We start from the raw sequence: 23,627 nt of genomic DNA on the forward strand, positions 1-23,627 counted from the left end.
CTTATTCCTTCACGGCTTTAAAGCGCAGGATGCTTTGTTCATCCATCTCTTTTTGGTCCTGAGCGAGTCGATCCTGTTTGTATTCCTCAAACTTGTTTTCTCGCATCTTCTCCATAATTTTATATTCGAGCGCGCATTGTCGCAAAATTTCTCTCTTGGACTCGACCAATTTCTCGATTTCTTGAAGTTTTTGCTTTTGCCTGTGGATGCGGATTTCCTGGCCTTTTAGGAACTCATGGATCTGCGAAAGAGCTGGACCTTGGGCTCCCCCCTGACTGGCGAAAGCACCTGCCTGCGCGTGGGCATTGGTTTTTTGCCCTTCCATGTGATTAAGGCGAGCCATTTCTTCATTAAGAAGCATCATGGCTTCTTGAAAATCTTTTTGAGCTAAGTTTTCTTTGATTTTACGGTGCTCAAGAACTTTTTGGAGAGGGAATTTGAATTTCATTAAGGACTACTCCAGTTCCGGGCCCTGCACACTGTGCGCTCCGCGCTAAGCATTAACCAGGATTTGCTGCATATAGCGAACGGTCTGCGTAAATGTCGTAGGATCTTCGACTCTTTGTTTGAGGAAGTCGTTGACCTGATCAATCACTTTTACCGCTTTATCGATTTTTGGATTTGATCCCGGTTTATACGCACCAATGTTAATCAAATCTTCTGCATCTTTATAAACAGCCAAAGTCTCGCGCAGTTTTTGCGCCAGTTTTGCGTGTTCAGAAGATGTCACAGCCCGCATCACACGACTTGCACTTTGCATGATATCAATCGCAGGGAAATGTCCCTTTTGTGCCAAAGAACGACTCAGAACAATGTGTCCGTCGACGATGGAACGAACAGAGTCCCCGATAGGATCGTTCATATCATCACCTTCAACGAGAGTTGTGTAGAATCCTGTGATACTGCCTTCGCCTTCAAAAGATCCGGCGCGTTCCAACAATTTTGGCAACGTCGCAAATACACTTGGCGTGTAACCTTTTTGTGAAGGAGGTTCACCGGTGCTAAGACCGATCTCCCTTTGCGCCATTGCAAAACGTGTTACAGAGTCCATCATCAAAAGAACGTTTTTACCTTGAGAGCAGAAATACTCTGCCAAGGCTGTGGCAACGTAAGCACCACGCATACGAAGCAAAGGACTTTGATCACTCGTTACGCAGACGACAACAGATCTTGCCATCCCTTCCGGACCCAAATCATGCTCGATAAATTCACGGACCTCACGGCCACGTTCACCGATCATCGCAATCACGTTGACGTCAGCATTGGTATTTCTCGCCATCATCCCTAATAAAACGGATTTACCAACTCCAGAACCCGCCATAATTGCGACACGCTGGCCAAGACCTGCGGTTAATGCGCCATTGATAGCTCTGATACCTAAATCAATAGGTTCGCGAATAGGTCGTCTTGCCAGAGGATTGCGAACTTCACTATAAAGAGGAACTTCGCGGAAATGTTCAACTTCACCTTTGTCATCCAAAGGACGGCCCAAACCATCCACCACACGGCCTAAGAGTTCATCTCCGGCACGGACCGTGGCGATTTGACGAGCCAGAGTGATTTTGGAACCCAAAGCCACGCCTCTCATGTCATTCAGAGCCATCATCAATACATGTTTGTCTTTAAAACCGACGACTTCAGCAAGAAAAGACTTTTCCATGCCGCTCGGATTGATTTTCACGATGCTACCGACACTGGCCCCTGGAAGATAGCCTTTGATAAGCATGCCATTGACTTCTGTCACCTTCCCGCTATCGCGAGTTAAGTGAATGGAGTCAATAACGTTGGCGTATTTATCCAGATTCAGTTCAAGCTCGTTCATTAACCAGCAATCCTGTTTTTTACTTTGGGCATATTTTCAGCAAGAGTGGTCCAAAGCTGTTCGATACGTTGTTCAATACGCGCATCGACTTCACCGTAATTCGTTTCAACGATACAACCACCGTCTGAAATTTCCTGATTCGGTTCAAAACGGATGCGTTTTACGAATTCAAATTCACGTCCTGTTTCTTTTTTTAGTTCCTCAAGGAACTCAAACTGAGATTGGGAAACGTGCACCGTAATATTCTCTTCGTCTTGCGAAAGGCTCACGGCATCACGAAGAATTTGTATCATCGCTTCGTTATTACCTTCCAGCTCCGCTTTCGCTAAACGAGAGGCCATACGGAAAGCCAACTGAACCAAATGCGCTTCGTTGAAAGAAGCCATTTCAGTTTTCATGTCCTTGATTGTATTTAAAAGAGTGTCCAAGGTTTGCATACGCTCGGCGATTTCCGTAGAAACCGCTTCAAAAGCCTCTTTACGGCCTTCTTCCAAACCCAGATTGTAAGCTTCTTTGTAAGCGCCTTCTTGAATCTCTTTGAGCTTCTCCAAAGCGGCGGCTTCGACTTTTTCCTCTTCGCTGACTTTTTCGACTTCATCAATTCCCGTTTGCACGCGAACCGCGTCGTTCATACGGAAGTCAGAGCCTTTGCTTTTTTCAGCAAGATAATTCAAAGCCTGCTCGGGTGTACCCAGGTCAAAACGAACGGGCACGAAATCCAAGACTGTCTTTTCTGCCACTTCCTTAGGAAGGACAGACTTAGCTGCTCTGCTAGAATTAGACCATTGCATCTTCCGAACCACCTCTTGCAATCAAGATCTTTCCTTCGGCTTCCAAACGTCTTGCAACGTTGACGATCTCTTGTTGCGCCGATTCTACGTCTGACAAACGAGAAGGTCCCATGTTCGACAAGTCTTCGCGTAACATCTCTGCCGCACGAGCTGAGATATTTTTGAGAATCTTGTTGCGAATATCTTCGCTGGCTGTTTTGAGAGCCAAAAGAAGTTTGTCGTTTGGTACTTCTTTGAGAAGTGCCTGGATACCACGGTCGTCGATTTTGACGATATCGTCGAAAACGAACATAAGTTTGCGAATCTCTTCGGCCAAGAGAGGATCTTTCTCTTCCAGGCGCGACATGATCGCTGTTTCCGTGTTCTTGTCCATAACGTTGAGCATTTCGGCAACCGGCTGAACTCCACCCAAAGCGGCCTGTTCAACAGTGGCAGTATTCGATAATTGATTTTTCAAGACGCGGTCGATTTCCGCGATTAACTCCGGATCGACGTGTTCTAAGTTAGCCATACGCAGAACCACTTCGGCTTGAAGCGCTTCCGGAAGACGTTTTAGAACCTCGCCTTTTTTCTCTGGCTCTAAGTGCGCTAAGATCACCGCGACTGTTTGCGGATGTTCATTCACCAAGAATGTCGCCAAAGATTTCGCATCGACCATCTCCAAAGATTCCAACGAGCGTGAACCACCGGAAGTGATATTCAAACCCCCGAGAATACCGCGGGCTCTTTCTTCACCCAGAGCATCGACGATTGTGTCTTTGGCAGAGATATTTTCAGAGAAGATATAATCTTCCGTTTCAGAAACCATTTCATAGAACTCTTCAAGCACACGTTTTGTCACGTGCACAGGAACGACGCGCAGTTTGCTCATTTGGTTGATGAGCTTACGAATGTCAGCGTCGTCCATACGGCGAAGAAGGACTTTCACCGCATCACGGCCCAAGTAGTTGATAAGGATTGCGGCCTTATCAAAACCTTTGAGATTTTCATACTCGATATTATCAGCCTTATGGAGTTTCATTAGCTATCCTTCCTAACAAGCCACATACCAAAAGCATTGGCTGCTTTCTCTTCGTCGCGAGACATGGCCGCCATAATGCGGTCCTTGAGAAGTTCGCTCTCTGCCTTTTCCGGATCGATAGATTCCTGCAACACAGGAAGAGCTGTCGACATACCAGGAAGAGTGTTATCCACAGATTGAAGTTCTTCGAGTTCCTCAATAGTACGAGGAAGCATTTCTTCCACGGAGTCCTGGAAGCTGTCCGTAATCCATTGCATGAAAGGACGAACCACGATGAAGAAGAACAACGCCAAGCTAAATCCAAGCAATGCCCATTTGAACAACGCATGGATCAACTTCTTGCGCTCAAGAGTCGTAAGAATCTTGTCAGCTTCAGAGAAGTCTTCAGGTTGGAATTGCATGTTTTCAATTCTTACACTGTCACCGCGAGCGGAGTTGAAACCAATCGCGTTTTTCACCAAGTCTTCGTACTTTTTAAGCTCTTCTGCTGTACGAGGTTGGTATTTTGTTTCCGTTGTGCCGTCTGGTTTTGTTGTTGTGACAGCCATTCCGTCAACCACAACCGCGACACTCACGCGCTCCAAATTTCCTGCGGCTTCACGGATGTTGCGCACAGTTTTTGGAACTTCATAGTTTGTTGTTTTGATTTCTTTTTTAACGTCTTGTTTGAAACCCACTGTTCCTTGATCTTCAGCGCCAGGAAGATTCGAACGTGAGCCCGGAACACCGGAAGGATTTGTGCGGGCGCCATCCAAAGATTCTTCTTCAGATTGTTGCGAGCGAATCGCTGTTTTATCGGGATCTACGGATTCTTCAACAGAAGAAATAATACGGTGATTGAGTGTCGCATCGACCTTTGCCACGACTTTCGCGTGACCCACAACTTTAGAAAGAATGTCTTCGATACGATTTTCAAGATCGCCTTCGATTTTTGCTTTGAGATCCAACAATTCATTAGATCCACCGGTGGCACCATTTTCCTGACGAGTCAGAACTTTACCGCGCTCATCAAGAACTGTGACCTTGTCTGCATCCATGCCTTCAACCGCATTGGCAACAAGGTAACGGATACCACGAACTTGATCTGGAGTGAGTTCTTTACCTTGGTGAAGTTCAACAACAACAGACGCCGTCGCAGAACCGCTTTCCTCAAGGAAAGTCTTCTTATTTGGCAATGCCAAGATGACTTTGGATTGTTTCACCGCTGTCAAAGTGTTGATGGCTCTCATCAACTCACCTTGAAGGGCTCTTTGATAATTGATTTTTTGCGCGTAAGAGTTCATCCCGAAATCTTGCTTATCGAAGATCTCAAGGCCAATTGATCCCATCTTTGGAGAACCGATTTCAGACATCAACGTCATTTGTGTTGAGTGCAAAAGTTCTTTGGGAATCGCCACTGTTTTACCTTCATCGCGCAATTGGAACGGAATGTTTTTTTCGTTCAATTTCGCAACGATTGTAGAAACTTGTTCAGTAGGGATGTTTGTGAAAAGAGGAACGTAGTCTTTTCCAGAAGCCATGAAAACCATCGTAAGCAAAGCCACGATAGCAATGACTGTAACCGCAACGACCGAAAGTCTTTTGGTTGGTCCCAAATTTTTAAAGAACTCGCGAAATTGGACAACCAATCCACCAAAAATTTTATTCAAGACAACCCCTCCGCCAAACTAACCTAAACTTCCAAACTCAAATAAAAACTAAAGAATCAGACCTGCATCTTCATGACTTCTTGGTACGCATCAATGATCTTGTTTCGAACTTGCACCATCACTTTGAGAGCGATGTCTGCTTTTTCCGCTGCGATCATGACGTCGGCCACGTTGTCTGTTTTGCCTGTCGCGAGATTTTGCATGGCTTTATCTGAAGCCTTCTGCATTTCATTCACGCTACCAACGGCGTCTTTTAGGGTGTCGGCGAAGCTCTTGCCAGTATCGGATGTCGAACCAACTGATGAAGGGCTCTCGATGCTTAACGACTTGGAATCACGAATGCTTCCTGTGTCGAGAAACCTGTTTGCATTTGATACAGTAAAACCCTCCATGGCTTCACCTTCTCCTATATGAAAATTGTAATATAAATAAACCTAAAAAAACCTAAAATTTTGCCGCGGTCTAGGAAAATTACTCCAGCGAAGCTGGAGTGCTAGCCTACCTTCCTATCTCCAGCGCGCTGAGTGCCATATCCTTTGACGCCTGCAGCGCCGTCACGTTCGCCTCATAGGAACGCGATGCCTGTATCATATTGGTCATCTCTTCCATAAGGTTGATATTAGGATAGGCGACGTATCCGTCAGCATTCGCATCAGGATGGTCGGGCTCGTATTTCAACAGCGGCGCCTTACGATCCGAAATAACATCCGTCACCTGGACCCGTTGAAAGTTTCCTTTCGGGTCTGTTGACGTGATGATCTCACCAAAGTTTTTTGCATCCGGCATCGCTTCAAAGACCACGTCTTTTCTGCGATACGGGCCGCCTTCAGGAGTCTGGGTCGTATTGATATTGGCGATGTTGCTGGCAATGGTATTCATGCGCATTCTTTGCGCCGCCATACCACTACTGCTTACTCTCATCCCTGTTAAGAAATCAGCCATTGATTACTCCTAACGCCCTTCGGTCGCCGCGTATTTTAGAGCCGCCATTTTTTTATTAATCAGTTGAAGTGCCGCTTTGTACATGATCGCGTTCTCTGACAAAGCGGACATTTCTTTTTCCACGTCAACGGTGTTGCCGTCGTTGTTCACTGCGCCTTCTGGATCATCATAAATATCAGGGCGAGTTTTGCTAACGGAAACTCCGCCGACTCCAAAGTGTTGTTGGTCGCTGGTGCTCAGAGCATTGCCGCCATCCAAATCCAGAGCTCTTTGCAAAGCTCCTTCAAAATCCATTTTCTTTGCGTGATAACCCGGAGTCTCTGCATTCGCGATATTCGACGACGTGACATTGTGACGAAGCTGTCTCATCGACAATGACGTGGCGAGAGCGTTGGTTGTTTTATCGAAGAGTCCACTACTCATAAAACACCTTCCTCCTTGTATTCGTTGAGTTTATTTCTCAATGTTCTAATACTAATGCCTAACATCTGTGCTGCGCGCGTCCGGTTCTGTGCCGTCAGCTCCAAGGTCTGTATAATAAGACGCTTCTCGACCTCAGAAAGGGACATGCCGGGAGCAAAATCCAAGGCCATATCTTCAACAACGGCCTCAAATTGAATGGATTCAGGCCCAATGAGTGAAGATTTTGCAAGAACCACGGCTCTTTCCAGCACGTTTTCAAGCTCGCGGATGTTGCCAGGCCAGTTCCAAGAGTTCAAACGGTCAAAAGCCTCCGCGGTCAAACGAAGGCCGCTTTTCCCGTGCATGATCTGCGCAACTTCCAGAATAAAATTCACGATATTTTGAAAATCCGTCGTGCGATCTTCCAGGCGCGGAATTTCAAGGTGAACCACCGCCAATTTATAAAATAAATCCTGACGGAATTGTTCTTGTTTAACCAACGAACGAAGATCGCGGCGAGATGTCGAAATAAATCTGGGACGAGAACCATCGGTTCTTTCCACAAGTTTCATCAAATCGTTTTGCAATGCGGAACTTGCGCAATCCAAATCTTCGATCAACAATGTGCCGCCGTCGACTTTTGAAAAATCAAAACCACCGGCATTTTTGCAATCAAGGCAATACAGGCGCGGTGAACGGCTTTTCGTGTACGTGTAACGGGCCAAACTCGTTTTGCCCACACCTGCTTCACCCACAATCAATAAACTTGCTTGTGTAGCTGCCAATTGCAAACTGAGCTGCTTTACTTCATGCATTCTTCTGTCTTCAATGTGTAAAGCATCAAAATCAAAGTACGACATCAAAACTCCTATTTGCCTTGCTCGTTCTCAGACATCGCTGGAATTCTTTTGATATATTTCTTATAACCATCGCGCCATTCGGAATTCTTAAGCTGCTCCTGCGCCAAGTTTTTCCAGAACGCACTTTTTTCACCTTTAAATTCATTCCAAACTTCCGCGGCCTTTTGAATTTCGCCCCGTTTGAAATAAATCTGTCCTAGCTTGTAACGAATGGAAGAAAGAGGACGGCTTTCTTCATACTGTTCAAGAAGCTTGTCGTAAGAAGCAATCGCTTGTTCTTGCTGGCTCTTTTCCAAATGAATATCGCCCATCATTTCCAATGCTTTGGCATGAACGGACGGAGCGACTTTGTCAGAGTCCTTTTCTAGCTTATCCACCATTTCCAGGGCTTGAAGAGCTTCTGGAGAGCGGCCTTGTTTCAATTGCAGTTCCGCGAGTTTCAAATAAGGTTCTGCCACCAATTCAGGTTGACCTTTCCACGTACGAAGAAGTTCACCCAAGTAACGAATCGCCGATTCGTTATCACCGCGCTTTTCCAACAAACGAACGGCGATATTCACGCGTTCAATTTGTGCGTCTTCTTTAAGCTTCTCTGGAGTTTTGATGTTTTTCAAAAACTCATAGGCTTGATTGTATTTGTGTTCTTGAGCGAACACGGCTGCCAAACGCAGATTCAATTCATCTTCAGACGGAATTTCTTCTTTCACCTGAATTTCTTTAGCTTCCGGCGTTCCACGAATAGCGTAAACACGATTCAAAACATCTTTATAATATTTTTCAGCTTCCACTGGCACGCCACCCATTTCAAAAGCGCGACCGACATTGTATTTCGTGTCTAGACGCTTTGAATTTTTAAGCCAGCTATCTGCATACTGCGTGTGAGTTTTAAGAGCTGTGATAAAATCGCCGTGATCAATTTCCGATTGAAGTTTGTCATTGATGTTCGCAACGATGCGGTTTGTGATCAATGGCACGTCCACAGAAGTTGGATGTTCTTTGTAGTACTTCGACAAAAGATCAATCGCTTTTTGATTTTCATCACGGCGAGTGTAACCGTCAGCCACCATCACCGTTGAGAACTGCTCGATATTTGGAAGATCAATCTTTTTAGCCAAAGACATGATTTCTTCCACGGCATTGTTCACTTCTTTGGGTTTCATGCCCTTCATGCGGGCACTGAGCAAACGCAAGCGGGCGATGACAGCACTTGGACTTTCTCCGTAACGGAAATAAGTTTCCAAGTACGCCCCCATCACGCGGGATTTATCCACGCCGAAGATTTCTAAAAGCTCACCCATACGAGTCATCGCAAAAGCAGCATGATCGCTGCTTGGGAATTTTTTTACAAATTCACGATAAGCATCCAAGCTTTGGTTGTAGTTCTTCATCCAGAACAAAGACTCTGCTTGGTTGTAGTAAGCATTCGGATAGTAGTTCTGACCTTCTGGATATTTCTTTAAAGCATTTTTATAGTCTTCAACTGCTTTCGCGTAGTCTTTTGCACGCACCCACACGTCACCACGACGGAAAGCGGCTTCCACTTTCAAATCACGATTTGAAGAATTTTTTTCTACATCATCAAACTGAGCAACAGCGTCTTTCCACTTATTCAGTTTCATGAACGCAAGACCTGTTCCTAAACGAGCTAGATCTTTCGAGAGGGAATTTTTATCTGCAAAGTTTTTATTATCGATATGCTCTTTGAGCAGACGAAGCGCACTGAGGTAGTCACCTTTATCCAAAGCAAGATAACCGATTTTTAAGGACGTTCTTTCCGCCAAAGGAGATTGCGGATACTTTGCAATGGCCTCTTTGTATCTTTGAATCGCTTCGTCGTAATCTTTGGGACGACCATTTTCTTCCCACAAAGCCAAATGCACATCGGCCGTCATATAATCGACGACTTCGTTGTATTCTGACTGTGGATATTTATCTTTAAACCACTCTTGGGTTTTCAAATAAACCGCATATCTTTTCTTTTCAAAAAGAGTCAAAAGAAGACGCGCTTGTTTGTTTTCTTCCGTAGATTTTGGCGACACTTGATAGAACGTCGGAGTCACTTTCATCTTTTCCCAATAACCCACCGGAGTTTCCAGCATAGGGAATGGGATATAATAGTTATCCTTGGCGCGAATCATCGCCTCTTCTTTAATTTCGTAATCCTTCACGGAAAAACGACCGTAATCAGGATCACCACCATCAAAGATACCAGACTTAACGGATTCATCATTTTGTGCAACCGCAACACCTTGACCGGCAATGGCCAAGGTATCTGCTGTTGCAGGCTTTCTGTTCTTACCAGCTTTATCAGTTTTTGCTTTTGCTACTGGTTTAGCGCCTTTAGCAGGAAGCTCCGTTGGCAGAGTTTCTTCTTTTTTCGCCACAGGCTTTGCTGCTTTTTTAACTTTAGTATTTGGATTCAAATAAAAATCCATGATCAAACGTGACGGTTGATCTGTCAGATAATCAAACGTATCGATATCATCACCAGAAAGCGTGAATTGAATGACGTGTTTACCATCCGGACCTTTTTGATCGACAGTCACGCCTTTAACGAAATCACTTTTAAAAGTAGAAAGGGATTGAATCGTGGAATCATCCAAAGCGGGTACTGTCATTTGCACGACAGTTTGGCCTTTGTTTTCAAGGCGTTTGACGTCATAGTCCCAATTTTGCTGACCCATCAATTCCATGTGAACAGTGTCACCTTGAAAATTGATCACGCCATTGACCTTCCCAGCTTGCGCTGGAGCTAGACCAAAGAACAGGCATCCTGCCACAACTAATAATCGCAAAGTGTTCACTCCTTGAACCCCTTCTTTTCCCTTCTTTGTGCTGTTGCACATACGGTGCCAGGTCTTTCCAAGGTCCATTGGCAAATAAGTTCAAGATGGGCAAAAAGTTTCATAGAATTTCTGGCGGGGCCGACAAACTCATGACAGAGACCTTGGTCCTGATTTGATGGATCAAGACTGAATTTTCCCTCAGAAGATTCCGATAGATAGGTGCTATGAGAAACCACTTCATTGTTTGCATCATGAGTTTACTTCTTGGAAGTTGCGTGTCGGTACAACTCCCCGGCGGCAAAGTCACGTCCGCTAAGGATGTCGGCTTTTCTGCACCTGGATCACCGTTCAAAGATATGAGCGGAGGAAATTCCGATAAAGCCTGGATCAGCGAAAGAACAGGCAATACGATTTCCTATCTTTCCGAATGCGGCAGCAGCAGCGAGCCGACACTGCAACAACTTGAAACGGATTCTCTTGGGGCCCTTTCCGATTTGCATATTCTCAAGAGCGATGAAGTTTCTTTCAATGGGCGCGCTGCTCGTGAAAGTATTTCTCAGGGAAAAATCGATGGCGTTCCCGTGCAAGTTGCGTTGGTCGTTTTTAAAAAGAACGGCTGCAGCTACACACTCAGCTACGGCGGAGTTGAAAAACAGTTTTCTTCAGAACAAAAATACTTTGAAAACTTTAAACAGAACTTCAAGGCGCCTTAATGAATAACATCGGCTTGCCCTTTACTGAATTCATGATCGAAACCCTCCGATTCATCGGCGGCGTTGGTCTTCTGTTCAGAGATGTTTGCAAAGAACTTTTCCGTGGAAAGTTTTATTGGAAACTTGTGGCAGAGCAGATTTATCAAATCGGTTTAAGATCCATGCCTTTGATCGTTATCACCGCCGTGAGTATCGGAATGGTGATGTCTTTGCAATTCGGCCTGGGGCTGGAAAAATTTGGCGGAAAACTCTACGTTCCAAAACTTTTGGCCGTCACGATCTTACGGGAAATGGGTCCGGTGTTCACCAGTCTCATGCTGGCAGCGCGTGTCGGTGCCGGTATTGCGAGTGAAATCGGCAGTATGGTTGTAACCCAACAAATTGATGCAATTCGTGCTTTGGGAACTTCACCAATTAAAAAGATCGTGATTCCAAGAGTTCTTGCGGCTCTTGTCACTCTGCCGATTCTTGTTTCCATGGCCAACATCGTGGGTAATGCCGGTGGTTTGATCGTTGGCGCAGTTGAATTGAATCTCGATCCTAACTTTTATCTTTTGAAAGTTATGACGACTTCAAGCATTCAAGACTATCTTTCCGGTTTTGGTAAAACTTTTTTCTTCGCTCTTTTTATCGCCGTTCCGTCTTGTTATTTTGGTTTGACGGTGAAGGCGGGAACCAAAGAAGTCGGTATTGCGACAACTAAAGCCGTCGTTGTCTCTTCCATTTTGATTGTGGTGGGAGATTTCTTTTTGTCTAAACTCTTTTGGATCTTCGAGAAAATGATATGAGTGAAAAAAGAGAAGGCGTCATCGAAGTTATTGATTTTCACAAATCCTTTGAGAACAAAAAAGTTCATCAGGGAGTGAGTTTTTATGTGCGAAAAGGGGAATGCCTTGGCTTGATCGGCGGCTCAGGAACTGGCAAGAGCGTTCTTTTGCGCAGTCTTGTCGGACTTGAAAAACCTGATCGCGGGCAAATTCTTATTAACGGTGTTGATATTTCACCGATGGGTGAAAATGAACTTATCGAAATCCGCAAAAAAGTGGCCTACGCCTTTCAAGGCGGTGCTTTGTTTGACTCCATGACCGTGTTTGAAAATCTCGCTTATCCCCTTCGCGAACATTTCAAACTGAGTGAAAACGAAATCACAACGAAGATTCTCGAACAGCTTCAAGAGTTCGGTCTTGAGGGCTCTGAAAAACTTCTTCCCGGAAGTTTATCTGGCGGTATGCAAAAGCGTGTCGGACTTGCGCGAGCGATGATGATGCATCCCGAAGTCGTTTTGTATGATGAACCCACGGCGGGTCTTGATCCTTACAACACGAAACGCATCCAAGAATCTATTTTAAGTTTAAAATCCAAAGGAGTGACTTCTATTCTTGTCACTCACGATATGCCGACTGTGTATGCCGTTTGCGACAAGGTCGCTTTGCTTCTCAACGGTCGCATCGGTGAACAATACACAATTGAAAAACTCAAGCAGGAGCCTGCCGGAGCCATGAGTCAGTTTATCAACGGAGAAAGTGCCTAATGGAATCACACACAAGCACACAACTCAAAGTCGGAATCTTTCTTGCCATTGGGATTGTTGTGATCTTAAGTTCGATCTTTTTCTTAGGAGCCGACAAAGCTCTTTTCACATCTTATGTGCGAGTGCATGCTCACTTTGAACAAGTGCAAGGTCTTTCTGCAGGCAGCGTTGTTTCCCTATCCGGTGTGACGGTGGGTAACGTTGAAGAAATCACTTTCTTGCCAGAGATCAACTCACTCGACGTAAAAATGCGTATCAATGAAAATTACATCGGCCGTATTCGTCAGGGCTCTCAGGTGGAGATTCGCACGCAAGGTGCTTTGGGCGATAAATTCGTCTTTATTATTCCCGGGGACCCTCGCGGTGCTGTTGTCAAAGAAGGTGATATACTTGACGTAGCGAAAGCCACAGATCTTTTTGGAATTATTTCTGAGCGCGGAAATGAAGCCAATAAAATTTTTGATATCATCACGGAGCTTCAAAAGATCACTCACACAATCAACTCTGAAAATCGCTTGGGTCGCATTATGGGAAATCTTGAAACAGCGACAACACATTTAACCCAGACAAGTAAGGACGCGCAAAAATTCATGTCCGAAGCTTCAAGTCACGGTGGCGGAGAGAAGTTTGCAAAATCCATCGACAAACTCGATGCGATTCTTACGAAAATCGACAAGGGCCAGGGCACTCTGGGGGCTCTTATCAATGATCCTTCCTTGCACAACCAGTTAAAGTCCGTGCTAGGCGGAGCGACTCGTAAAAACAATATCAAAAATCTTCTGCGCACGTCGATTGAAAAAGAGGAACAGTAGCATCTGCTGTCTCGCGATGAGACAGCATTAAATATTCCTCAGATTATTTTAAAATCCTTCGGACGACTTAACAAGATGCCGATAAGAATTCATGACCTGGAACGTCGTCGGCTTCTTTCTTTTATTCAGTGTCCCTTCATGGGCGATTAACACTTTGACTGAAGGTTACCATTTGGGTGCGAGCTCAAAGGTCTCCGTGCAAGGTCATGGCACATGTCGGACGTTTTCAAACTCGAGTGGCGCAAAGAATTTTTTCCTTCCAACAAAAACATCGACGGCCTACTCCACGTTCATATCGAACAAACCCTCTCCGGTGACATACGATACTTGCCAATCCTGTTATGAAATCAAAACCAACAGCGGCGATTACCTCGGTAATAACGTGTATGATATTGACCCCGACGGCGCTGGCGGAGCAGCTCCTATTAAAACATATTGTGATATGACTACACAAGGTGGCGGATGGACGCTGGTGTGGTCGAACACGCGCAATGGAACTAATAAGCCTGCCTCGGGTTTGACTTACGACCAAACTGTCACTTCGGTGCCTCGTTGTTCAACAGCCAATAGCAGCACGAGCGACTATAGCGGTAACTGCTCAATGATCAGCTCTAACAAAGAGGCTTTCAATTACTTTCTGGGATTGGACAATTGGAATAAAATTGGTCGAAACAAACGCTATATGGAACTCATGTATCAATGGAGCAGTGACAACGGCGCTGGCACTCAGCAAGAAGCGCGCATGAGTGTGCAGAATTTGGATCCTCTTTGGTCCTACACATTAAATCTCAAAAACTTAAATCAAACGGTAGGGTCTCAAGCGCCAGGTCTTATGGTTCTCCATAACGGTTACGCGCTCACGACAATGGATCGCGACAATGACACTCATGCCAGCTACAACTGCGCCGGCTATTTTAATAATTCTCCTTTCTGGTTTGCAGCTTGTTGGAGCGGCTTTCTCTACGGCGGTGCCGAAACAAGTGTCGGCGGATATTATAACGGCGCTTACTGGAGTGGAAGTTTAAAACAATGGGGTGATGCTACAGGAAACGGCGCCGGTAACGGATGGATGTATGTGCGCGAGTACCCGTACTATGCAAGTTGTCTTGAATTAAAAAATCTCGGTGGTATTAGTACCTCAGGATACTACCAAATTGACTCTGACGGACCCGGCGGAAATGCCCCTTACCAAGTTTACTGTGATATGACCAACGACGGCGGGGGCTGGACAAGAATCTTTCGCCACAACGTCTCCGCAGGATATTTTTCCACTGTGACAGAAGCGCAGTCTTTCAACGAGGGCACTCCCTCTTCAACAAAATATTCGATTTTGAATAAAATCAAAGATTTCAAAACTTATGATCGCTATGTCTTTCGTATCGATTGGCCAAGCGTTCCCGCTCAAAAAAATATTTGGGTGCAGGCAACGGATCCCAACGATGACGTGAACGTCACTAATTATTTAGGAATAAATATTTCTTCCACCACCAATGCGTGGGGCGGTCTTGAGTTAGGTAACGGCACACACGGCCCTGTGAACGGCAACAAGAGCTATCTTGACGGCTCCGTTAATATTGGAAACTACTATTATGCGATCGGCTTAACGGCTCCTTGGGGAACTCCTGGAGGATATCCTGCGGCAGACGCTGTTGCGGGTTCGGGAGTGAGTGTCCCTGAAGTGGAACTTTGGATTAAAGAAGCTTCGATGCCTTCGACAATTCCGAAAAGCTGTAAACAGTATCGTGATCTTGGCTACAATTATGGCAGCGGCACTTATGTGATTGATCCTGACGGTGCCGGAACTGGAAATCCTCCTTTCCGTGTTTTCTGCGAAATGGTTGTTGATGGAGGAGGTTGGACGCTCGTGGCCTGGAACTACGGAAACACAAGTGCCACAGGAATGGCAGCCACCTTCCTCACAACGCCTGTGAACCCTTCCAATATTCATCGCCATGCCGAGTTTTCAGGAGGAGGACTTGCTTCGATTAACGTGGAATCTTTTTCTTCTTTAGTGAATTCCACAGACGCGATGCTGATTGCGCCCGCCTACACAGGATCGCCGTTCATCGACAACGGCTTGGGACAATGGAACTACAATTCCACTCGATGTGCGGGAACCCTTCGCCACACAAGTCGCACAGCCGGATGTGCGGGACAAACTGCAAATGACAACTATAATTCTTCCGATCAATTCAATATCTCTGTTAACTCCGGGAACGAGGGTATTGTTCCCGGTTACATCGCAACAGAGCTTTGCTATAGCGGCAAAGGCTGGTGTAACTTTGGTTTCTATTTAAGGTAAAAAAGCTGGCCCAAAATCCTTTTTCTGAGTCCCGCAGATTTTGTTTTCGTAAGATTCTTGCACATGGTCTTGAAGAGAAGGAAACGTGAGTAGTGAAAGCCCTCACGCGTCACTATTGTTGGATTCATGGAAAAGATCATTCAAACAACAGTCGTCGTCATCACTTTGTTATTAACCCTTCAAGCCACTTGCTTCGCGGCGGATTTTCAATACGTGGTGCCGTTTAAGGAAGTCGGTTTAGATCAACTGAGCACAGAGGTCGTCTATCACGATCGACTGCAAACCAAGACGGACAGCAAAGAAATTCAAGTTGTTTGGAAAGACAAACTTCATAAGCTCTTTAAGCCCTGCCACCTTTCCAGCCGCTTGGCCTACGAAAACACCGAAGAGGCTTGGCAAAAACAAATGAAACTTTCAACGGAAGTGGTTTGGGCTTTTTAAGCCGCCAAGAATGGGCACTATCAAACTTTTTGACAGTTCACTTCCAAGATAAAAGCTCTTGGCCTAGTTGCGATTTTGCAGGCAAGCATCGCATGAGAAATTTGCTTGTTCTTGCTCTCTTATTGTTAAGTGCCTGTGAAGGATCCAATTCCCGCAATATGGTTCTTTCCGCAGATAAATCGGACTCTATCGTTGGAGGCCGTGAAGTTCCCTATGCCGATCCTATCACGCAAAAAGTTCTCAATTTTAAAGTTCTCTATGACAGACAAGAAGTCACAACGGAAAACACCATTGAAATCACTTGGAAAGCGTTTCAGTGCACGGCAGCCGCGATTGCTCCGCGAATTGTTCTGACAGCGGCTCATTGCCTTTCTGAAGTCGCAGATATCAATCGCATCGAACTTCCAACCGCAGACGGAAAAACGGAGTATTTTAAAGTTATAAAAGTTGTTCCCCATCCTGACTACGCGAAAGACAAAACTTCTGATCTTGCACTTTTGCATTTGGAATTGGCTCTTCCAGAACAAGTTGAAATTTTAGCCCTGCCAAGCAAAGAAAATCCGTTGAATCTCACGACAATCAAAGCCGCTGGATTCGGTCGCACTTCGGGAAGAAAAGACGTTGCAGCCGATGGCGGAACTCTGCGCACTGTGGATTTGAATGTTGTAAATTTTAAAGCCAGTGAGCAAACCTTTTACGTCGATCAAACAGCCGGTAAAGGTGTTTGCCAAGGAGACTCCGGCGGACCGGCTATGTTGGATATCGGCGTCAGCACTTACCTTGTGGGCGTGGTTTCAAAGACCCGTTTTATTCCCGACGCCAACGGAAACGCTCCTGACATCTGTAATTACCGTGGCGAGTACGTGAACGTTCAACATTATTTGGATTGGATCGTGCCCGAAATGGAGAAACTTTCTCTAGAGTAAACATTCAATCTTATCGGCAACTTGGGTGCAAAATAGCTGGCACAAATTTAGCTCACATTTTCCAGACTGCTTTCAATTTCGTTTTTGGAGACGTTAGAAACAGATTTGAAGAGGTTTTAGGTGAAACGGTCCGCTGTTCTTGTAACAATTTTGGGATTGTTGGGTTCATTTTGCGCCCACGCCTTGACGTCGACAAACGTTCTTCCTGAGGGAATCAACAGTCCTTCTTTCCGTTTCGGTATGATTGACGGGATTGATCAGAAGTACACTGAAAACGGAACTCTGATGAATCTCGGAGATTATAAGTCTGTCATCTTCGACGCTTCCCACTTAGCAAAATTCAATCAAGACGCCAAAAAACTCATTGAAGCTTTGAACCGTTTTGGCTCGCACAGCTTGGGCGATAACTTCAACTTGGGAGTTTTGCGTGTAGAGACCATGCCGAAAGTAAAATACTTCGCTCCGGTCTTTGCCCGGGGTGTGACTGCAAAGTGGACTCTGGGAGTGGGACTTCCCATCGTCAGTTATGAAAATAAAATTTCTTTGTCTCAGCAATTTTCAAATATCGAATATTATCGCGCACAGTTTTCAGGTCTCAGTCCGGAGCTTGATGAAGCGTTAAATACAAATCTAGGACAAGCCACCAATCAGACTTTGCAACAAAAAGGTTACAAAGCTCTCACCAACCGCAGCGAATCTTTTTTGGGCGACGTGCAAGTCGCAAGCGTATACAAATTCTATGAAGACAAATCCCAAGCAATTATTTACCAAGCGCAGCTGAGTATTCCGACAGGACCTCAATATGATCCAGACGACCTCGCGGCGTTAAATATTTTTGGTCGAACAAATGTGAACAACACCATTGCGTATTCGAAACAGTTGACCTCGCGAATTTCAGTTGTCCCTTACCTCTCTTATATTCTAAATATCCCCGATCAGATCACCGCCCGTGTTCCGACGAATGAAGATGACACACTTCCTGACGCCAACTCCAAGGAAGGCGTGAAAAGACAACTCGGCAACACAGCGACTTTGGGTGGAAATCTGTTTTATGAACTCAATGACAGTTGGACTTTCGGTGGCGGCTACGAATACGCCACAAAGGATGAAGATCATTTTAGCGGTTCAAAAAATTCTCGCTATGATCTTTTGGCACTTAATACGGATATGAAAGCGCAACGAGTGAAGGCGGAAGTGTCTTATAGTTCCGTGAAGTCTTATTTTAAGAAGACCGCTTTGATTCCGATGATCGTTTCAATTGAAGTGTCTGATGTGATCGCCGGAATGAACGTGGAAAGACAGCTGGTTCAAGAACTTAATTTAATGATGTTCTTCTAGAGGGGTTGAAGAGTGAAAAGGTACATCAAAATTTTAATATCAACGACAGTTCTGATAAGTGCCTGCGCACCCAAGGTCGAAGAACGTCGTTTTGATGCGCCTACCACATCGTTTGGCCCACGCTCGGCAGATGCCGATGTTTCGTCGGGTTTAAAAACCTTTGATGCCTCCCCTGCTCAGCTTTCTTGGCAGGCTTCGGTTCCGACGGCGGTTTATTTTCAACAAGCCGAAAATCTCGTGGCCCTTGGAAAACTTACGCACAATGAGGCATTAACAAACAAAGGTCTTCAGTGGATTAAAAATTTCTATCAACAACCGCAAACTACCAACTATGTGGATTTAGCACAAAGTCCTTTTGCTGCTCTGGCGGCAGCACAAACGCAGGAAGAAGTGCAAAAAACTTTAAATGAAGTTTCAACGGAATTGGAAAGATCCCGTAAAGTTTTAAGAGAAAATATTTTGGCTTTGGGAAAAAGCTATTTATGGCCACAAAAACCCGAAAGTCTTGCAAGTGTTCTTCATCATGCGGAAACCTTCACAAGTATTGTGCTAGATAATTTAAATAACATGGATTTGCCACAGATGATTTCTGAAGGCGTCCATGACGAGTTGATCGCGCAAACACAGCCTCTTTTCAAAGAGGTGCGCGCTCTTTTAGCTGAACTTGATAAAACAAAAACGCTGACTCAGTCCTTAAACCTCGTGGAAAACGGGATTAGCAAATTTGAAGTCGAGTTAACGCCTGAATTAAGCCAAAGTCTTAAACAAGGGCGTCAGATCGCACAGGGACTTGATGCTATTAGCGACGAACCTCAGACAGGTCTTACTGTTCTTGTGGATATCTGGAGAATTCTCACTCCCGAAGAACAGGCTCTCTATTTTAAACCTGTGAATGATGACCTCTATGATTTTCTGACGAAGCAAGATGCTAAAGAGTTAGACTGCCTTCGTCGCGATGGTTGCTCCGGCGGAATTTTTAAGGGTATTGCAAAGAAACTCTTCATTCTTCCAAAAATTAAAAAGTACGGCTTAGACCAACTGCGAGCCCAGATGAATGAAAAGACGCGCGGTTACGTGATTGAACAAATCCAAGCCTTTGCTCAGACTTTCGCAACCGAAATTCCCCAAACCTTTGCTGATAAGATTGATGCGGGACTTGTGAGCAAAGCGGGCGAGCTTCTTTCCGTGCAAAAAAACTACGCGGATTATATCAAAACGCTTTTGGCTAAATGGGGGCAAAAAGTTTTGCCAACCTTTAAAGGTCAGGTTTCTGGTTTTGAAGTATCCACCGTCAAAGTTGATATCTCTGCCAAAAATAAAATGTCTTTGCAAGGTGTCGGTACACTCACAGATCTTAAAGCCAATACCGCTGGAACATCAATGATGGCCAACACTCTCTTGCTTGAACATAGCTCCCCTGCAGAGGCCTTGAGTCTGCAGTCAGCTCTTTCACAAGTGAATAAATTAATTAGCATCGGTGGCTATCGTGACGATCAAAACAAATTAATTCCAGCCTTGCTGTCACCTGTGGAGCATGAAAAGAAGCCTTTGGACTTAATGAATCTGACAGCGTCTTTGATCTCTTATCGCATCCCGGACAAAATCCGTATGCAAGACGCCTTTCACGCAGATGAAAAAATGGTTTATGACAAAAACTTTTCTGCCGCGTCTTATGCGGAACAAATCAAAGGTCTTAGCCACATGCTTCGTCTGACGGCCGACTGGAAGGAATCTAGCTTTGATCATATCTTAGGAAAAATCAAAGCTCAGGAACTGACGGAGGAAATTCAGTCAGAAGCTTTAAACCGTTCTTTATTTCCAAAAGATATGCTCTTTGCCTTAAATATTGGTGACGTGGCGGTTCTGCTTCAGGATATCACGAAGAAAGCGACGCCCGTGTTCTTACTGACTTTGAACAACGATGTTCTATGGGCCGATCAATACTCAACAAGCGCAGAAACTGCAATCATGGCCGGAATCGTGGATATTAAAGACGGTCGCAAGTCGAATGTTGTTCAATCTCAAGATGTCGCAAGATTTTTATTATCCATTGGCGACTTCCTTAGTGCGACTGAAGGAGTTGAAAATACCAAGTCTTCCATCTTGCTAGAAAAGGACGCTCAAGGACTGGCTCCTCTTGACGCTCTTCTTGAGGGCCGTCGTGATTTGAAACTTCTTGTTGTCGCATTGGCAAATTTTATTTCCAATCAACTGATGACGAAAAAATCTTTGTTGCAAGCGCATTACTATTTGAATGAAAAGGAGCGCTCGAACAATCCAGAGTTTTTGGTGGAAGAACAGATTTACGGAATCCGCGCGCTCCTAAAAGCCTGGGAGATCACAAAACTAGACGCTTATCTTTGGTCCGCCCAGGAAATTTACTTCGCGATGAATAAAGAGCTTTATAACTCGAAAGAGCGCTTTTACATCAATGGCGACGGTTCAAAGCTCGACTTCCCTCAAAAAGTGAACGCGCTTTTAGCTTTGATGGAGTTGAAACCCCACCTTCCGAAGGCGAGCCAAGTTCAACTTGAGAAGATTTCAACTCCTTGGTTGAAAGCCCTCGAGGAACTCCAATAGAAGAAGACTTCTTAGTCGTTGTCGCCCTCTGGAGCGATTTTTTGGATCATCTCTTTAAAACTCTCTTTATCTGAGTTCGGAACTTCGCGGCGGTCCAAGGTGAACTTGATATATTTTACAAAATTTTTCTCAAATTTCTGATTGATCGTGTCGCGGATGTGATTCCCCATAAAGCTCATTTGTTGCATCCACGTCGAGTTACGCACCCAAACGAACAATACGCCTCTTTGAAAGCCCACAGGCTCGGCGTTTTTAGCGATGGTAGGACCCACAACCTCTTCCCATTTTGCCCATAATTTCCAGCGCATAAACTGCTCGGACAATGGCGACTTGCCATTTTCGAAAAGACTCTGTAGTACTTCCGAGCCGATAGATAATTTGCCTTTGGGTTTCTGATTGGAATCCATTAAGAAAAGGTCTACCACAAAGATGACAAATTTCACTCAAAATCAAAAAATTACAGTCGTTGGCGCGGGGCTCGCGGGCTCAGAATGCGCTTTACAACTTGCTGACATGGGTTATCAGGTCGTCCTTTACGAAATGCGCGATAGAACTATGACTCCCGCGCATAAGACAAATAAGTTTGCAGAACTCGTGTGCTCGAATTCTTTTGGCAGCCTGGGTGAGCATTCAGCTCCAGGACAACTGAAATGGGAAGCACAGAAACTGGGTTCTCACATCCTTAAAGCCGCTTTTGAAGCGCAGGTTCCCGCAGGACAAGCCTTAGGCATGGACCGTGAAGTTTTCTCTGCGGTCATGACAGAGAAAGTTAAAAATCATCCGCGCATTGAAGTTCGCAATGACGTTGTAAAATCTTTGGATGAAATTCCTCGCCCGGCCGTGATCGCAACAGGTCCTTTGACTCACGATGATTTAGCAGAAAGCATGCGCAAACATTTTGGCGATGAGTTTTTGTATTTCTTCGATGCCATTGCGCCGATCATTGATGCGGATTCAATCAATACAGAAATTGCGTGGAAGGCCGATCGCTATGACAAGGGCACGGGTGATTACTACAACTGCCCAATGAACAAAGAAGAATACAATCGCTTCATTGAAGAAATTAAAAACGCACGCAAGATTGAGCCCAAAGATTTCGAAAAAACAGACTTCTTTGAAGGCTGCATGCCGATTGAAGTGATGGTGGATCGTGGCCCTCAGACATTGCGCTTTGGTCCGATGAAACCGATTGGCCTGGATGACCCTCGCACGGGTCGTTATCCTTGGGCTGTCGTGCAACTTCGCCAGGACAACAAAGAAGGCACTGCTTACAACATGGTGGGCTTTCAAACGCGCATGGCTTATGGCGAACAGGTGCGCGTCTTCCGCATGATCCCGGGTCTTGAGAACGCAGAGTTTTTAAAGCTAGGAAGCATTCACAGAAATCTTTTTATTAATTCTCCGAAGAGATTGAACAAAGATCTTTCCAGTAAAAATGATCCTTGGCTGTTCTTCGCAGGACAAATCACAGGCGTGGAAGGATATTTTGAATCCACTTGCACGGGGTTGATGGTTTCTCGCTTCTTGCATCAGAAATTGCAAGATCGTCCGTTCTCGCCGCCTCCGCGCGCGAGTGCCTTTGGATCTTTGCTTGAAGCTATCATAGATCCCACAAGAGCCGAGCACTTCCAACCAACGAATATCAACTTTGCTCTTCTGCCTCCCCTTGCGGAAAAAGAAAGAGACAAAGAGCTTCGTAAGAAAAAACAAATTGGTTTGGCCAGAGAAGCACTGGAAAGTTGGCAAGCATAAAAAAAGCCCGGGTCCTCCGGGCTTTTTCTTTTTAACGAATCGACATCAAAAACTCAGACGTCTTTTTAATCCACGGCAGATAGGCATCCACGCGAGAGTAAATGGAATTGTTAGGACATTTTGCCGTGATTCCTAAATCCAAAGCGTCTCCGCGACTGACAACAGCTGCTAAATACAACTTTCCATCTTTTTGAATGTACGCAGGTCCGCCGGAATCTCCTTGGCAAACACCCTTGCGAGTCGACTGCGCCATCATCAATTCCGTTTTTCCAAACTGAGCTGCTTTGATTGTTAGATTTGTGGTGCGAAGAACTCCTGATTTATTCCCAATCCATGCTGAGCTTACACCGTATCCGGCAACGACAGTCTCGGTACCCGCTTGAAGATTTTTAAAATCACCATATAGCGGAGCAGGAGCATAACCCGCAGGCAAGTCGCCTGTAATCCGCACTAACGCGATATCGGCTCTGTCTTGCTTTTTACTATTATCGAAGTCCTCATGTTGCAAAGCCTTCAATGCATAACGAGAGTTATAGGCGTTCATGTCATTAAAATCTTGAGTGAAAAATACCAACAAATCGTGAGAACCCGGAACCACACAATGAGCGGCGGTTAGAATCAACTGCGAAGAAATCAAAGTGCCTGTGCAAAGAGATCCTGTCATTTCATCAAAAAGCCCCACCGTCGAGCGCGCAATCGGAGAAACCATGTTCACCTTCTCACCGCCCACGACGCCGCTTTGAGAATCTTGCGAAAGAATTTCGGAGGAATTCTGTCCCGCGCACGCCGACATCATCGCCGCTGCCATCAAAGCCATCGAGAGTTTTTTGATCATAGATCACCTCAATTGAGTGACCTAGTTTTAGCAGTTTTTCAGAGGGAAAGGGGGAAAAAGATGGAAAGTGACAGACTTTGTTTCTGTCGAAAACTTCGTCACCACCAGAGGGAACTATTGCGTT

At 45.2% G+C, this 23,627-nt stretch carries 22 protein-coding genes; 10 read left to right on the forward strand and 12 right to left on the reverse strand.

From position 1 onward, the window contains the following. Window position 1 precedes the first annotated feature (1 nt). The 10 genes from fliJ to ACLSSO_RS16235 all read right to left on the reverse strand — a co-directional run bounded on the left by fliJ (window position 2) and on the right by ACLSSO_RS16235 (window position 10,291). Window positions 2-448, reverse strand: coding sequence for a flagellar export protein FliJ (gene fliJ / locus ACLSSO_RS16190; RefSeq protein WP_340593073.1), 447 nt, complete (start codon window positions 446-448; stop codon window positions 2-4). 45 nt (window positions 449-493) lie between these two features. Beyond that, window positions 494-1,822 carry a FliI/YscN family ATPase gene (locus tag ACLSSO_RS16195; RefSeq protein ID WP_295906147.1) on the reverse strand — a complete coding sequence of 443 codons (1,329 nt, stop codon included), beginning with the start codon at window positions 1,820-1,822 and terminating at the stop codon, window positions 494-496. Continuing rightward, entirely contained in the window at window positions 1,822-2,613 is a 792-nt protein-coding gene (locus tag ACLSSO_RS16200) for a FliH/SctL family protein (protein WP_295906149.1), read from the reverse strand. Before ACLSSO_RS16200 ends, ACLSSO_RS16195 begins: the two co-directional genes overlap by 1 nt. Further along, complete coding sequence (gene fliG, locus ACLSSO_RS16205) at window positions 2,600-3,634, reverse strand: flagellar motor switch protein FliG (RefSeq protein WP_340593076.1); 1,035 nt, start codon at window positions 3,632-3,634, stop codon at window positions 2,600-2,602. Before fliG ends, ACLSSO_RS16200 begins: the two co-directional genes overlap by 14 nt. Then, the gene (fliF, locus tag ACLSSO_RS16210) at window positions 3,634-5,283 is read right to left on the reverse strand and encodes a flagellar basal-body MS-ring/collar protein FliF (RefSeq protein WP_295906224.1); all 1,650 of its coding nucleotides are present in this window, start codon (window positions 5,281-5,283) and stop codon (window positions 3,634-3,636) included. The genes fliG and fliF overlap by 1 nt, the downstream gene beginning before the upstream one ends. 56 nt (window positions 5,284-5,339) lie before the next feature. Continuing rightward, window positions 5,340-5,675 (reverse strand): flagellar hook-basal body complex protein FliE, encoded by a 336-nt coding sequence (gene fliE, locus ACLSSO_RS16215; protein WP_295906225.1) that lies wholly within the window; start codon window positions 5,673-5,675, stop codon window positions 5,340-5,342. Window positions 5,676-5,781: 106 nt separating this feature from the next. Further along, window positions 5,782-6,225: a flagellar basal body rod protein FlgC gene (gene flgC / locus ACLSSO_RS16220; RefSeq protein ID WP_340593079.1), complete on the reverse strand. Its 444-nt coding sequence runs from the start codon at window positions 6,223-6,225 to the stop codon at window positions 5,782-5,784. A gap of 9 nt (window positions 6,226-6,234) precedes the next feature. Continuing rightward, entirely contained in the window at window positions 6,235-6,648 is a 414-nt protein-coding gene (flgB, locus tag ACLSSO_RS16225) for a flagellar basal body rod protein FlgB (protein ID WP_295901908.1), read from the reverse strand. Next, complete coding sequence (locus tag ACLSSO_RS16230) at window positions 6,645-7,487, reverse strand: sigma 54-interacting transcriptional regulator (RefSeq protein ID WP_295901906.1); 843 nt, start codon at window positions 7,485-7,487, stop codon at window positions 6,645-6,647. Before ACLSSO_RS16230 ends, flgB begins: the two co-directional genes overlap by 4 nt. A gap of 8 nt (window positions 7,488-7,495) precedes the next feature. After that, window positions 7,496-10,291 carry a tetratricopeptide repeat protein gene (locus tag ACLSSO_RS16235; RefSeq protein ID WP_295901904.1) on the reverse strand — a complete coding sequence of 932 codons (2,796 nt, stop codon included), beginning with the start codon at window positions 10,289-10,291 and terminating at the stop codon, window positions 7,496-7,498. 257 nt (window positions 10,292-10,548) lie between these two features. Here ACLSSO_RS16235 and ACLSSO_RS16240 point away from each other — a divergent pair, with 257 nt between their 5' ends. The 9 genes from ACLSSO_RS16240 to ACLSSO_RS16280 all read left to right on the forward strand — a co-directional run bounded on the left by ACLSSO_RS16240 (window position 10,549) and on the right by ACLSSO_RS16280 (window position 20,916). Then, a complete protein-coding gene (locus tag ACLSSO_RS16240; RefSeq protein WP_295901902.1) occupies window positions 10,549-10,986 on the forward strand; it encodes a hypothetical protein in 438 nt (145 codons plus the stop codon). Beyond that, complete coding sequence (locus ACLSSO_RS16245; protein WP_413943425.1) at window positions 10,986-11,774, forward strand: MlaE family ABC transporter permease; 789 nt, start codon at window positions 10,986-10,988, stop codon at window positions 11,772-11,774. Before ACLSSO_RS16240 ends, ACLSSO_RS16245 begins: the two co-directional genes overlap by 1 nt. Then, window positions 11,771-12,517, forward strand: coding sequence for an ABC transporter ATP-binding protein (locus ACLSSO_RS16250; protein ID WP_295901897.1), 747 nt, complete (start codon window positions 11,771-11,773; stop codon window positions 12,515-12,517). The genes ACLSSO_RS16245 and ACLSSO_RS16250 overlap by 4 nt, the downstream gene beginning before the upstream one ends. Beyond that, entirely contained in the window at window positions 12,517-13,329 is an 813-nt protein-coding gene (locus ACLSSO_RS16255; RefSeq protein ID WP_295901894.1) for an MlaD family protein, read from the forward strand. Before ACLSSO_RS16250 ends, ACLSSO_RS16255 begins: the two co-directional genes overlap by 1 nt. Before the next feature lie 91 nt (window positions 13,330-13,420). After that, on the forward strand, window positions 13,421-15,631 hold the full coding sequence (locus tag ACLSSO_RS16260) for a fibrinogen-like YCDxxxxGGGW domain-containing protein (RefSeq protein WP_295901892.1): 2,211 nt from the start codon (window positions 13,421-13,423) through the stop codon (window positions 15,629-15,631). 126 nt (window positions 15,632-15,757) lie between these two features. After that, a complete protein-coding gene (locus tag ACLSSO_RS16265) occupies window positions 15,758-16,072 on the forward strand; it encodes a hypothetical protein (RefSeq protein ID WP_295901890.1) in 315 nt (104 codons plus the stop codon). Then, a complete protein-coding gene (locus ACLSSO_RS16270; protein WP_413943426.1) occupies window positions 16,024-16,998 on the forward strand; it encodes a S1 family peptidase in 975 nt (324 codons plus the stop codon). Before ACLSSO_RS16265 ends, ACLSSO_RS16270 begins: the two co-directional genes overlap by 49 nt. 120 nt (window positions 16,999-17,118) lie before the next feature. Continuing rightward, a complete protein-coding gene (locus tag ACLSSO_RS16275) occupies window positions 17,119-18,336 on the forward strand; it encodes a hypothetical protein (protein ID WP_413943427.1) in 1,218 nt (405 codons plus the stop codon). Between the two features lie 12 nt (window positions 18,337-18,348). Next, complete coding sequence (locus ACLSSO_RS16280) at window positions 18,349-20,916, forward strand: hypothetical protein (protein WP_413943428.1); 2,568 nt, start codon at window positions 18,349-18,351, stop codon at window positions 20,914-20,916. A gap of 11 nt (window positions 20,917-20,927) precedes the next feature. On the opposite strand, the gene ACLSSO_RS16285 is transcribed toward ACLSSO_RS16280, so the two are convergent. Further along, complete coding sequence (locus ACLSSO_RS16285; RefSeq protein ID WP_413944829.1) at window positions 20,928-21,323, reverse strand: DUF721 domain-containing protein; 396 nt, start codon at window positions 21,321-21,323, stop codon at window positions 20,928-20,930. A 22-nt stretch (window positions 21,324-21,345) separates the two neighbouring features. Between ACLSSO_RS16285 and trmFO the strand changes: the two genes are divergently transcribed. Further along, the gene (trmFO, locus tag ACLSSO_RS16290; protein WP_413943429.1) at window positions 21,346-22,668 is read left to right on the forward strand and encodes a methylenetetrahydrofolate--tRNA-(uracil(54)-C(5))-methyltransferase (FADH(2)-oxidizing) TrmFO; all 1,323 of its coding nucleotides are present in this window, start codon (window positions 21,346-21,348) and stop codon (window positions 22,666-22,668) included. A 31-nt stretch (window positions 22,669-22,699) separates the two neighbouring features. Here trmFO and ACLSSO_RS16295 read toward each other — a convergent pair whose 3' ends face one another. After that, window positions 22,700-23,503 carry a S1 family peptidase gene (locus ACLSSO_RS16295; protein ID WP_295901873.1) on the reverse strand — a complete coding sequence of 268 codons (804 nt, stop codon included), beginning with the start codon at window positions 23,501-23,503 and terminating at the stop codon, window positions 22,700-22,702. Window positions 23,504-23,627 lie beyond the last annotated feature (124 nt).

The sequence above is a fragment of the Bdellovibrio sp. HCB-162 genome (assembly GCF_047344985.1).
Lineage (GTDB): Bacteria > Bdellovibrionota > Bdellovibrionia > Bdellovibrionales > Bdellovibrionaceae > Bdellovibrio.